The sequence below is a fragment of the Nocardia sp. alder85J genome (assembly GCF_020176955.2).
Taxonomy (GTDB): Bacteria; Actinomycetota; Actinomycetes; order Mycobacteriales; family Mycobacteriaceae; genus Nocardia.
Map to the genome: position 1 here is coordinate 149,159 of NZ_JAIUCZ020000008.1, position 12,532 is coordinate 161,690.

11 protein-coding genes are annotated in these 12,532 nt (G+C 69.6%); 7 read left to right on the forward strand and 4 right to left on the reverse strand.

Features of this window, described 5'->3' with window-relative positions; translation table 11 throughout:
* Positions 1-155 precede the first annotated feature (155 nt).
* The 3 genes from LBW94_RS28875 (at position 156) to LBW94_RS28885 (ending at position 3,648) form a co-directional block, all read left to right on the forward strand.
* Positions 156-2,525 (forward strand): transglycosylase domain-containing protein, encoded by a 2,370-nt coding sequence (locus LBW94_RS28875; protein WP_225058304.1) that lies wholly within the window; start codon positions 156-158, stop codon positions 2,523-2,525.
* Positions 2,526-2,744: 219 nt separating this feature from the next.
* Positions 2,745-3,212 carry a GyrI-like domain-containing protein gene (locus LBW94_RS28880; RefSeq protein ID WP_225058303.1) on the forward strand — a complete coding sequence of 156 codons (468 nt, stop codon included), beginning with the start codon at positions 2,745-2,747 and terminating at the stop codon, positions 3,210-3,212.
* A gap of 10 nt (positions 3,213-3,222) precedes the next feature.
* The gene (locus LBW94_RS28885; RefSeq protein WP_225058302.1) at positions 3,223-3,648 is read left to right on the forward strand and encodes a GyrI-like domain-containing protein; all 426 of its coding nucleotides are present in this window, start codon (positions 3,223-3,225) and stop codon (positions 3,646-3,648) included.
* A gap of 149 nt (positions 3,649-3,797) precedes the next feature.
* Here the strand turns inward: LBW94_RS28885 and LBW94_RS28890 are convergent, their stop codons facing one another.
* Together LBW94_RS28890 and LBW94_RS28895 are read right to left on the reverse strand one after the other, a co-directional pair.
* Positions 3,798-4,907, reverse strand: coding sequence for an inositol-3-phosphate synthase (locus tag LBW94_RS28890; protein ID WP_225058301.1), 1,110 nt, complete (start codon positions 4,905-4,907; stop codon positions 3,798-3,800).
* Positions 4,900-5,457, reverse strand: a complete 558-nt coding sequence (locus tag LBW94_RS28895) for a PadR family transcriptional regulator (protein WP_225058300.1) — start codon at positions 5,455-5,457, stop codon at positions 4,900-4,902. The genes LBW94_RS28890 and LBW94_RS28895 overlap by 8 nt, the downstream gene beginning before the upstream one ends.
* A 157-nt stretch (positions 5,458-5,614) precedes the next feature.
* On the opposite strand from LBW94_RS28895, the gene LBW94_RS28900 reads away from it, so the two are divergent.
* The 3 genes from LBW94_RS28900 to LBW94_RS28910 all read left to right on the forward strand — a co-directional run bounded on the left by LBW94_RS28900 (position 5,615) and on the right by LBW94_RS28910 (position 10,670).
* Entirely contained in the window at positions 5,615-6,025 is a 411-nt protein-coding gene (locus tag LBW94_RS28900) for a DUF5318 domain-containing protein (protein ID WP_225058299.1), read from the forward strand.
* 572 nt (positions 6,026-6,597) lie between these two features.
* Positions 6,598-8,916 carry a transglycosylase domain-containing protein gene (locus LBW94_RS28905; RefSeq protein ID WP_225058327.1) on the forward strand — a complete coding sequence of 773 codons (2,319 nt, stop codon included), beginning with the start codon at positions 6,598-6,600 and terminating at the stop codon, positions 8,914-8,916.
* Between the two features lie 11 nt (positions 8,917-8,927).
* The gene (locus LBW94_RS28910; protein WP_225058298.1) at positions 8,928-10,670 is read left to right on the forward strand and encodes a glycosyltransferase family 87 protein; all 1,743 of its coding nucleotides are present in this window, start codon (positions 8,928-8,930) and stop codon (positions 10,668-10,670) included.
* Here LBW94_RS28910 and LBW94_RS28915 read toward each other — a convergent pair.
* Entirely contained in the window at positions 10,612-10,935 is a 324-nt protein-coding gene (locus LBW94_RS28915) for a hypothetical protein (protein ID WP_225058297.1), read from the reverse strand. The genes LBW94_RS28910 and LBW94_RS28915 overlap by 59 nt on opposite strands.
* A gap of 47 nt (positions 10,936-10,982) precedes the next feature.
* On the opposite strand from LBW94_RS28915, the gene LBW94_RS28920 reads away from it, so the two are divergent.
* Positions 10,983-11,417 (forward strand): MerR family transcriptional regulator, encoded by a 435-nt coding sequence (locus LBW94_RS28920; RefSeq protein WP_225058296.1) that lies wholly within the window; start codon positions 10,983-10,985, stop codon positions 11,415-11,417.
* Between the two features lie 149 nt (positions 11,418-11,566).
* Here LBW94_RS28920 and LBW94_RS28925 read toward each other — a convergent pair whose 3' ends face one another.
* On the reverse strand, positions 11,567-12,502 hold the full coding sequence (locus LBW94_RS28925) for a DMT family transporter (RefSeq protein ID WP_225058295.1): 936 nt from the start codon (positions 12,500-12,502) through the stop codon (positions 11,567-11,569).
* Positions 12,503-12,532 lie beyond the last annotated feature (30 nt).

A 12,532-nucleotide genomic window follows, 5' to 3' on the forward strand; every position in this document is an offset into this window, starting at 1 on the left:
TCACGGGTCCGTCGCGCCGGATCAGGTGTCGGCCGGTGCTGATACGATCGCGAATCATCTTGGCGCGGTGGGGTTGTGTGCGCTCTGCGTTATTCTCGTTCGTGGTGCGGTTACACCGATGACTCGTACAGGTTCACCGATTTCTCCGGGAGGAGATGCCCGTGAGCTCGATTCGCAGAGGGCCCGGCCGCGGCGAGTCGCGCGGACAGGGCGAAGGTGAGTCGCGGCCCGGCATCGCCACGGTGGCCGGCTGGGCCGAGATCGAATCCGTCACCGCCGCCCGCAAGGCCGCGGCCGCGAAGCGCCGCCACCCCCGCACCCGGCTGCAACGACGGTCGAAACCGGCGGCCGATCCGTCCGCGCCCCGACCGCGCCGCACCCGGGCCCAGCGCATCCTGCGCGTCGCGCTGGCGCTGGCGCTGATCTTCGTGATCATCCCGTCGCTGCTACTGGCCCTGGCCTACTGGAGTGCGGAGATCCCGGATCCGGCGGCCGTGCGTACCAATCAGATCGCGACCGTTTTCGCCTCCGACGGCGCCACGGTGCTGGCCAAGGTGGTCCCCCCGGAGGGCAACCGCACCCCGGTCCCGTTGTCCGATGTGCCGCAACCGGTCCGGTACGCGGTGCTCTCCGCAGAGGACCGGCACTTCTACTCCAATCCGGGGTACGACACCGGCGCCTATCTGCGGGCCGCCCGCGACAATCTGTTCGGTCACGACGACGCCGGCGGCGGTTCCACCATCACCCAGCAGTACGTGAAGAACGCGTTCCTCAGCTCGGAGCGCACGCTGTCGCGCAAGATGCGCGAGCTGATCATCTCCGCGAAGATGGCCCGGCAGTGGAACAAGGACGACATCCTCGCCGCGTACCTCAACACCATCTACTACGGCCGCGGCGCGTACGGGATCGCCGCCGCCGCGCGGGCCTATTTCAACAAGCTGGTGCCGGAGCTGACCCTGGCCGAGGGCGCGGTCCTGGCCGCGGTGGTGCGCACCCCCGCGCTACTGGATCCGGAGACCCACTCGAACCAGCTGAAGCAACGCTGGGCCTATGTCCTCGACGGCATGGTGGAGATGGGCTGGCTGGCGCCCGGCAATCGCGACGCCACCGTGTTCCCGCCGATCGTCCCGATCGCGGCCATGGTCGACGACGGCGCGCAGGGGCCCACCGGGCTGATCCGCAGCCAGGTACTCCAGGAGTTGCGCGAGGCCGGCATCGGTGACCAGGAGGTGGAGACCGGCGCGCTGCGCATCGTCACCACCGTCGACGCCCGCGCCCAGCAGGCCGCCCTCGACGCCGTGCACAACACCCTCGGCGGGCAGCCACCCGATCTGCGCAGCGCGGTGGTGTCGATCGATCCGCGCAGCGGGGCGGTGCGCGCCTACTACGGCGGCGAGGACGGGGTCGGCTTCGATTTCGCGCAGGCCCCGTTGCAGACCGGGTCGGCGTTCAAGACCTTCGCGGTGATCGCCGCGCTGCAACAGGGCATGCCGTTGTCGTATCAGCTCGACAGCGCGCCGGTGACCGTCAACGACACCAAGGTCACCAATGCCGAGGGCGACTCCTGCGGCGTCTGCTCGCTGGCCGAGGCGTTCAAACGCTCCCTGAACACCAGCTTCTACCGGCTCACCGAGGCGGTCGGGCCGAAGGCGGTCGCCGACGCCGCGCACGAGGCCGGTATCCCGGAACAGATTCCGGGCGTGACCGGCCGCACCCTGACCGAGCCGGACGGCATCCCCACGCCCTCGATCGTGCTCGGCTCGTATTCGGTGCGGCCGATCGATATGGCGTCGGCCTACGCCACCATCGCCGCGGACGGCATCTACCACCGGCCGTACTTCGTGCAGCAGGTGATCACCGGCGACGGCAGGGTGTTGCTGGATCGTGGCGCGCAGGGCGCGAAGGGGGCGCTGCCGCCGGGCGAACAGCATCTGCCCCGCACCATCGCCGACACCACCATCCAGGCGATGCTGCCGATCGCGGGCTACTCCAACGGGCACACACTGGCGGGCGGGCGGCCGGTCGCGGCCAAGACCGGCACCACCCAGCTCGGCGACACCGGCGCCAACAAGGACGCCTGGATGATCGGCTTCACCCCGTCGCTGTCGACCGCGGTGTGGATCGGCACGGCGCAGTCCGAGGCCATCCGCACCGCGCACGGCGCCGCCATCTGGGGTTCCACCCTGCCGTCGGACATCTGGAAACAGACCATGGACGGGGCCCTGCACGGCACCCCGGTCGAGGAGTTCGCGGCGCCGTCGGAACCGTCGATCGCGCCCGGGCCGTTCTGGTCCGTACCGCCCGCGTCCCCCACCACGGGGCCGTCCGTCGCGGCCGGGCCGTCGGTTTCGGGTGCGCCGGCCGCGCCCGGTCAGGGACCCTTCGACGTGCTGGCCCCGCCGAGCGCGCCGCCGCCGCAGATCATCATCCCGCCCGCACCGCAGCCCGCACCCGCGCCGGAACCACAACCCGAGCCGATGCCCAGCGAGATCTTCCCCGGCATCCACGCCCCCGGCCTAAGGTAGGCAGAGCGCGAATTCGTTATGCGGCCATCGCGCGTGGCGCGCCGATTAGGGTGGGATGCGTGAAGCGTGGTGCGCCAGGGGTTCTCACAGGTGGTCGCCGCGCGGTGCGATGGGCCGATACGGCGCGACGGTGGCAGGATGCGGAAGGATGTGCGCGACAGTGATGGACCAGGGAGCCGGGTGGGATTCCATACAGCACGAGACATAGGGGCGACACCGATGGACTTCAATGTCGTTGAGCGCCACGAAACGCTGGTAGCCGGGACTGTGCTCCGCAGTCCGGCGCTGGCGGTCGAGGGCCCGCGCCGGCTGAAGGTCGAGGAGGCGTGGAAGCGCAATCTCGCCCGTACCCTGCCCGGTCCCCCGGCCACCGCGTATGTGGACCATGCGCCGGAGATCGGCTCGTACCTCACCCATATCGTCGGCTACCGCTGCGACAGCCTGGCCGACCTACAACCCGGCGACGTGCTCGCGCGGGTCCCGGCCGGCCGGTTCGCCCGCTTCCTGCACACCGGCGACAATCTGGGCGACATCATCGTGTCGATCTGGCGGGCGGTGTGGGATCTCGAGGCCGCCGGGACGCTGGTGCGGTCGTATACCGGTGATTTCGAACACTATCCGGATTCGCACACCGTCGAGGTGTTCGTGGCCCTGGCCGACGACGCCACGCCGGACCGCAACAGGTAGAGGGGTACGCGTGGATTTCGAAATCGTGCGGTTGGCGGAGAGCCTGGTCGGCGGTCTCACGGTGCCACTGGCCGGCCGCGAGGTGACCGCCCGCGATCTTGACCTGGTGAACTTCACCTGGGACCGCTACCTGGCCCGGCAGAAGGACGCCGCCCGGGTCGCCGCCTACATCGGCCAGAACGACCACGCGGTCGCGGTGCTGGGCTACGAACTGTCCACCCTGGACGACCTCGACACCGGCGACGTCCTCACCCGCATCCCGGCCGGCCGCTACGCCCGCTTCGTCGTCACCGACAAGCCGTACGACCTGCTCCGCACCGCCTGGGCCCAGGTCGCCCGAGCCGAGAGCGCCGGCACCATCACCCGCTCCCACACCGCCGAACTGGAGCGCTACACCGGCCCGGCCTCGGTAGAGGTCTACGTCTCCCTGGATTGACAAAGGTACCTCTGCAACCGGCGAATACCGAGTTGCAGAGGTACCGGCAGATCACCGCGAGAACACGGGTGACTCCCCGGGAAAGTCCCATCCGAGCGTCAACCCGGATGGGAACCTGCGACGCACTCCCGAGGCTCCTACGACACGGCCTAACTCGCGGAGGGGCGGTCAGCGATGAAGGCCTCGAGCTCGGTGCGGGCGATGTCGTCGGCCATCTGCTGCGGCGGCGACTTCATCAGGTAGGCCGAGGCCGGCAGGATCGGGCCGCCCAGGCCGCGGTCCTTGGCGATCTTCGCCGCCCGGATGGCGTCGATGATGATGCCCGCCGAGTTCGGCGAATCCCACACCTCGAGCTTGTACTCCAGGTTCAGCGGCACATCGCCGAAGGCCCGGCCCTCGAGCCGGACATAGGCCCACTTGCGGTCGTCCAGCCAGCCCACGTGATCGGACGGGCCGATGTGCACGTCGCCCGCGCCCATCTCCTTCTTCAGGTTGCTGGTGACAGCCTGGGTCTTGGAGATCTTCTTGGACTCCAGCCGCTCGCGCTCGAGCATGTTCTTGAAGTCCATGTTGCCGCCGACGTTCAGCTGCATGGTGCGATCGAGCTGCACGCCGCGATCCTCGAACAGCTTCGCCATCACGCGGTGGGTGATGGTGGCGCCGACCTGGCTCTTGATGTCGTCACCGACGATCGGCACACCGGCGTCGACGAACTTCTGCGCCCACACCGGATCAGAGGCGATGAACACCGGCAGCGCGTTGACGAACGCGACGTTCGCGTCGATCGCGCACTGCGCGTAGAACTTGTCGGCCTCCTCGGAACCCACCGGCAGGTAGGACACCATGACGTCGACCTTCGCGTCCTTCAGCGTCTTCACCACATCGGCGGGCTCGAGCTCGGACAGCTCGATGGTTTCCGCGTAGTACTTGCCGATGCCGTCCAGCGTCGGGCCGCGCAGCACGGTCACGCCGGTCGGCGGCACATCGGAGATCTTGATGGTGTTGTTCTCGCTGGCGAAGATCGCGTCCGACAGATCGAAACCGACCTTCTTGGCGTCGACGTCGAACGCGGCGACGAACTTCACATCGCGGACGTGGTAGGGGCCGAACTTGACGTGCATGAGGCCGGGCACGGTCGAGGTCTCGTCCGCATCCTTGTAGTACTGGACGCCCTGGATCAGCGAGGACGCGCAGTTACCCACACCTACGATGGCGACGCGAATCTGATTCGCGTGTTCAGCCGTGTTGACATCACTCATGGCCGATATTTCCCTCTTTCTGTGGTGCCGCGTTCAGTGATTGCTCTGCTGCAATCAACTCGTTGAGCCAGCGCACTTCGCGCTCACTCGATTCGAGGCCGAGCTGGTGGAGCTGGCGGGTGTAGCGATCCAGGGTTCCGCTGGCCTTCTTGATCGCCTCGCGCAGCCCTTCTCGGCGCTCCTCGACCTGCCGTCGCCTGCCTTCGAGGATCCGCATCCGCGCCTCGGCGGGCGTGCGGTTGAAGAAGGCGAGGTGGACGCCGAAGCCGTCGTCGGTGTAGTTCTGCGGGCCGGTGTCGGCGAGCAGTTCGCTGAACCGCTCCCGGCCGGTTTCGGTCAGCTGGTAGACCCGCCGGGCGCGGCGCGTGACCGCTCCGGCCGGACTCTCCTCCGCGAGTAGTCCGTCCTCCTGCATGCGGCGCAGGGTCGGATACAGCGATCCGTAGGAGAAGGCCCGGAACGGCCCCAGCAGGCCGGTGAGCCGCTTGCGCAACTCGTAGCCGTGCATGGGCGACTCCAGGAGCAGCCCGAGAATCGCCAGCTCGAGCATCGGGCTCCACCTCCTGACTGTCGTGCAAACCTAACCGATGGATGCGACTACCCACTATATCGGAGCGATACATCTTCGCGCAGCGTGTTCGGAACCACGGCCCATCGGCCCGAAAGCGCCACACCCGGCCTCAGCGCGGGCCGCTACTCTGGGTGGCGTGCAAATCCAGCGGCAGGTGGTCGACTACGCGCTCCGGCGCCGGTTGCTGCTGTCCGATGTCTACGCGGGCCGGGTCGCGGTGACCGAGGTCTGCGACGCGAATCCGTATCTGCTGCGCGCGGCGAAGTTTCACGGGCGGCCGAGTGAGAACACCTGCCCCATCTGCCGCAAGGAACAGCTGACCCTCGTATCGTGGGTCTACGGCGAGGGGCTGGGTCCGATCGCCGGCTCCGCGCGAACACCCGAGGAGCTGGCCCGGCTGGCCGAATCTCGTGAGGAATTCTCGGTGCACGACGTCGAGGTGTGTCGGTCCTGTAGCTGGAACCATCTGGTGCAGTCCTACCTCCTCGGTCGCGCGCCGACGCCCACTCGTCGGCGGGCCGGCACCCGTCGGACCGCCGCCGAATGATGGGGACCTTCGGCTGAGATGGGGGGCACCCGCGTGCCCGCAGCCAGCGCGACCCGGACCGATTTCGAGTAATGGAGATCCAGCCTGTGACTTCGCCCTATGACGATGGACCGCACGGCGGACGCCCCCCGGGGGGCCCACAACCGGGCCCGGGCGGTTATCCGCCGCCCCGCCCGGCGGGCCCGCCGCCGGGCCGTCCGCTGCCGCCGATTCGTCCGGGGCAGGGTCCCGCGCCGCAGGGTGGCCAGCCGCGCAATCCCGGCCGGCCCCCGCAGCCCGGCCAGCCCGGCGATCCGACGGTGCGCCGCGGGCCACAGGACGGTGACCCGCGGCGGCCGCTCCCGCCGCGCGGTCCCAACGATCCGCCACGCGGCCCGAACGATCCGCCGCGCGGTCCCGGCGGCCAGCCGCCGCGGGGCGGGCAGCCCCCGCGCGACCCGAACCGGCCACCGACCGGGCCCACCCGCCGGGTCGAGCAGCCCGGCCGGCCGGGCCCCGGCTCCGATTCCCAGGCCACCCAGAAGATTCCGGCCGAGGCGCTGGACAGCCCCACCCGGCGGGTGCAGCGCGCGATGCGCCCCGCGGGCGGCGGCGCACCGCCGAGCGGGCCGGGCCGCAACGGCCGCGGTCCCGGCGGGCCCGGCGGCAGACCGCCGCGCAGACGCCGCTCGCCGTGGCGGATCGTCCGCCGCACCTTGTACGTCCTGATCGCACTGGCCTTCATCGCGCCCAGCGCGGCCTTCCTGTTGTCCTACACCACGGTCAAGGTGCCGCAGCCGGACGATCTGAAGACCAATCAGGTGGCCACCATCTACGCCTCCGACGGGTCCAGCGTGCTGGGCAAGGTGGTGCCGCCGCAGGGCAACCGCACCGATGTCACCATCGACCAGATCCCGCCGCACGTGCGCAACGCGGTGATCGCCGCCGAGGACCGCACCTTCTACACCAACCCGGGCTTCTCGATCTCCGGCTTCGGCCGCGCGTTGTACCGCAACGCCACCGGCCAGGAGGATGCCGGCGGTGGTTCGACGATCACCCAGCAGTACGTGAAGAACGCCATGGTCGGCAACGAGCACTCGCTGTCGCGCAAGGTGCGCGAGCTGGTGATCTCGGCCAAGATGGCGCAGCAGTGGAGCAAGGACCAGATCCTCACCGCGTACCTGAACACCATCTACTTCGGCCGCGGCGCCTACGGCATCGACGCGGCGTCCAAGGCCTACTTCGACAAGAAGGTGCAGGACCTGTCGGTCGCCGAGGGCGCCGTGCTGGCCGCCACGATCCAGCAGCCGTCCAATCTCGATCCCGAGAAGAATCCGAAGGGCGCCCAGACCCGCTGGAACTACGTGCTCGACGGCATGGTCGCCGGCGGCAACCTGGCCGCGGCCGACCGCCAGAAGATGGAGTACCCGCAGGTCGTCACCGCGGCGCAGACCAGCAGCGACACCCTGGAGACGGGCCCGGAGGGCCTGATCAAGACCCAGGTGCTCAGCGAGCTGGCCGAGGCCGGGATCAACGAGCACCAGCTGAACACCCAGGGCCTGACGATCACCACCACGATCGATCCGAAGATGCAGCAGGCCATGATCGACGCGGTGCACAAGGACATGGACGGCCAGCGCGACGAGGTGCGCACCGCCGCGGTGTCGATCGATCCGAAGTCCGGCGCGGTCAAGGCGTACTACGGCGGTGACAACGGCCAGGGCTTCGACTTCGCCAACGCGGGCCTGATGTCCGGCTCGACGTTCAAGGTGTTCGGCCTGGCCGAGAATCTGGAACTGGGCAAGCCGCTGTCGACGCTGTACGACAGCGCGGACCTCAACGTGAACGGCATCAAGATCACCAATGCCGAGGGTGAGACCTGTGGCACCTGCACCATCGCCGAGGCGCTCAAGCGCTCGCTGAACACCAGCTTCTACCGCATGGAGCTGGACATGCAGGGCGGCCCGGAGAAGATCGCCGCGATGGCGCACAAGCTCGGCATCCCGGACACCATCCCCGGCGTCGGCAAGACCCTGACCGAGGCCGACGGCAGCGGCCCCAACAACGGCATCATCCTGGGCCAGTACCAGGTGCGGCCGCTGGACATGGCCTCGGCGTACGCGACCATCGCCGCCTCCGGCATCTACCACAAGCCGCACTTCGTGCAGAAGGTCGTGGCCGCCGACGGCACGGTGCTGCTCGACCGCGGTCAGGTGCCCGGCGAGCAGCGGGTCTCGGCCGCGGTGGCGGACAACGTGACCGCCGCTATGGAGCCGATCGCCGCGTGGTCGCTCAACCACAACCTCGCGGGCGGCCGCAAGTCCGGCGCCAAGACCGGTACCACCCAGCTGGGCGACACCGGCCAGAACCGCGACGCCTGGATGATCGGCTTCACTCCCTCGCTGGCGACCGCCGTCTGGGCCGGTACCGAGCAGGGCGTGGCGCTGAAGACGCCCAGCGGCTCCATCATGTACGGGTCGAACCTGCCGTCGAACATCTGGAAGGACACCATGGACGGCGCGCTCAAGGGCACGTCGAACGAAGACTTCCCGAAGCCCGCCGCGATCGGCGGCCAGGCAGGTGTGCCGTCCTGGTCCGCGCCCTACACCCCGCCGTCGTCCACCCCGCGCGCGCCGTTCGAGCCGCCGGTGGTGGTCACCCCGTCCCAGATGGAAATCCTGCCGGGCGTGCGGATTCCGGTCCCCGGACTGGCGCCGAACCCGCGGCAGCAACCCCAGCAGCAGCAGTCGCAGGACGACCAGCAGCCGGCGGACGGCGGTCCGATGCCGGGGCAGCCGTTGGCTACCTCGGAGGGCGCGACACCCACGACCAGCGGTAACAGCGGATACTCCCAGGGCGGTACCGGGAACGGGGCCAGCGGAAACGGGACCTATCCGACTCGGCAACGGTAGCCTCTGGTCCCGTGACCGAGCAGCAGCAACTGGTGCGGACACCGGCCGTGGCGAGCGTTCCGGAGTCGGGGGAGACGTCGCCGGCGCCGCTGGCACCGGATCTACGGTCGGCGGACCGGCGTGACAAGCCGAGTCGCACCGACACGCTGACCGCGCAGCTGTCCCCGCTCGTGGGCGGGCCGGTCGGTGAGCACGCGCTCATCGGCCGGGTCCGGTTCTGGACGCCGCTACGGGTCCTGATGGCCTTCGCCCTGGTGTTCCTGGCGTTCGGCTGGGCCGGCAAGGCGGCCTGCATCCAGCAGACCACCGACAGCGCCGGCCAGCCGACACTGGACTGGTCCAACGGCCGGCAATACGTGGCGATGTGCTACTCGGACACGGTGCCGCTGTACGGCGCCGAACATCTCAACGAGCTCGCGTTCCCGTATCGCAAGCAGTGGACCGACTTCGACGGCGACGGCCACCCGCACACCCGGTACATGGAGTATCCGGTGCTGTCCGGGCTGTACCAGTACGCGGCGGCGGAGGTCTCCTACGCCTGGAGCCGGGTCCGGCTCACCCCCAAGGCGCTGCCGGTGGTGCTGTATTTCGACACCGCCGCACTGGGATTGGCGCTGGCCTGGCTGGTGACGGTGTGGGCGTCCTCGCAGCTGTCCGGGCGGCGGGTGTGGGACGCCGCCCTGGTGGCGCTGTCGCCGCTGGTGCTGGTGCACATCTTCACCAATTTCGACGCGCTGGCCACGGCGTTCGCGGCCACCGGCATGCTGGCCTGGGCGCGGCGGCGGCCGGTGCTGGCCGGGGTGCTGCTGGGACTCGGCGGCGCGGCGAAGCTGTACCCGCTGCTGCTGCTCGGCCCGATCGTGCTGCTGTGCCTGCGCACCGACAGCCGGCAGCGCCTACCGGGACTGCGAGATCTGGTGCGGCACAGCGATATCGGCTTCGCCGCGGCCTGCCGGGAGTATCTGGCCGGGGCGCGGATCCGCCCGCTGCGCGCCGCGGGGATCACCGTCGCCGCCGCCGCGGCGGCGTGGCTGGCGGTGAATCTGCCGATCGCCGTGCCGTTCCGGGCCGGCTGGTGGGAGTTCTTCCGGCTCAACACCGAGCGGCACGCCGACCCGGATTCGGCCTACAACGTGATCACCTCCTTCACCGGCTGGAGCGGTTTCGACGGGCCGCTGCATCCGGAACAGACCCCGACCCTGCTGAACGCGGTGTCGCTGCTGCTGTTCCTGGTGGCCTGCGCGGCCATCGGCTGCATCGGGCTCACCGCACCGCGGCGGCCGCGGCTGGCGCAGTTGGCCTTCCTGGTGGTGGCGGCCTTCCTGATCACCAACAAGGTGTGGAGTCCGCAGTATTCGCTGTGGCTGGTGCCGCTGGCCGCGCTGGCGCTACCGCACCGGCGAATCCTGTTGGCCTGGATGACGGTCGACGCCCTGGTCTGGTTCCCGCGGATGTACTACTACCTGGGCACCGACCGCAAGGGCGTGCCGGAGCAGTGGTTCACCGGCACGGTGGCGCTGCGGGATCTGGCCGTGCTCGCGTTGTGCGCGCTGATCGTCCGCGAGATCTACCGTCCGGCAACGGATCCGGTGCGCCGCGGCGGGGTGGACGACCCGGCGGGCGGCATCCTGGACCGGGCCGCCGACCCGCTGCTGCCCTGGCTGCCGCCCTGGCTGCAACCGCAGCCGGCGCCGGTCAGGCCGGCGCGGATTCCCGTCGCAGCCGTTGCCATTCCCACGGATCATGAGCACTGATCAGGGTCACCTCGTCGCCGTGGCGGTGCACCAGTTCGCGCAGCCGGGCCTGGGTGCCCAGGCGTAGGTCGCGGTGCACCTCGAAGCCGGTCTGGACCATGTCCAGGATCGGATGCGGGTGCGGCTCGTCGTCCAGTTCGCGGTGGTGGTAGTAGGCGTCGCCGCAGTGCAACAGCCAGCGGTTGACAGCGGCCGCGGGTTCCCGGCCGGGATAGGTGGCTTCGATCCGCCGGACGGATCCGCAGTTGAGGTGATGAATCGTCATGTGGGCTAGTCTGTGACTTGAACTGCACTTCAAGTCAAGGAGTCGCGATGGATCCGGAACTGCTCGATATCGCCGAGGTGGCGGCACAGTCCGGACTGGCACCCTCGGCGCTGCGCTTCTACGAGAAGAAGGGGCTGATCGTCGCCGCCGGCCGCAACGGACTGCGGCGCAGCTACCACCCCGGGGTGGTCGACCGGCTGGCGCTGATCTCCTGCGCCCGGCGGGCCGGATTCACCATCGCGGAGATCGAGCGGGTACTGCACGCGACTCCCGGTGACACCGCGCTGCGGGCACGGCTGGCGGCCAAGGCCCGCGAGGTGGACGCGGACATCGCCCGGCTGATCCGGATGCGGGACGCGCTCGGGCATGCGGCCGGATGTGATCACGAGCTGCTGGTGGAATGCCCGGAATTCATGGTGCTGCTGAAGGATCCGGACGCCGCGAGCCCGCGGAGCCGGACCCGAGAGAATCCGGCCGCGTGAATCCGGACCGGCCGGGACGGTCGTGAGCGGCCGGATACCCCGCGCCACAGCGGAGTCCGGCGCCTGAGCGGAGGATCGGGCGCCGAACTCGGATCGATTCGCGATGGACCTCGTGGCCGGGTAGTCCGTTGCGGGACCGGTCACGACTGTCAGCCGGACACCCGGACATGTTGCGGGACAGCGAGAGTCATGATCGGGGTGGAATCCGCCGGGGCCGGTCGCGGCGCGGGTGAGCGGCGGGCGGCCAGCACCATGCCGACCACGCCGACCGCCAGACCGGTGAGGGTGAGCGGGTGCAGCGGCTGGCCGACCACCAGCCAGGCCATGATCGCGGTGACCGCGGGGGTGGCGAAGAACAGCTTGCCGACCCGGGTGGTGTCCCAGCGCCGCAACATGGCGTTCAACAGGAGGAAGGCGCCCATCGCGTTCACCAGCACCATCCACACCAGGGCGCCGGCGAACCGGCCGGTGTCGACGATGTGGAAATCCCGGTATGCCCAGGCCAGCAGACCGGCGACGGGTGCGCTGGCCAGGGCGTGCACGGCGGTGGCGGAGCGGGAGTCGATCTCCGGGGTGAACCGCTTCTGGTACACCGTCCCGAGGCTCAGGCCGAGCAGGCCGACGAAGCACAGCAGGAGCCCGGAGACCGAGAAGGCCGACTGGTCCAGCACCGCCAGCCCGACACCGACACCGCCGACCGCGAAGCCCAGCCACTGCCGCCGGGTCACCGTCTCACCCAGGACCCGCCCGGCGAACAGCGCGATCACCACCGGATTCAGGCCCTGGATCAGGGAGACCACCGCCGCCGACACATGGTCGGTCATCGCCGTGTAGAAGGCGCCGAACTGCACGATCTGCATGAGCAGACCGGCCACCACGGCATGGAGGAGTTGCCGGCCACGCGGCCATTGCGCGTGCACCGCAACGGCGTACACCGCCAGCGCCAGGCCCGCCGAGCCGAATCGGCCGAACAGCAACACCATCGGCGGCGCGGCGCCGACCCCGATGATTCCGGCGATGAACGCGCTGCTCCACATCAGTACGAAAGCTGCCGGGGCCGCCGACATCAGTGTCCGAGTCCGCATCGGTACCTCCCACCCGAGTAACCATCTTGA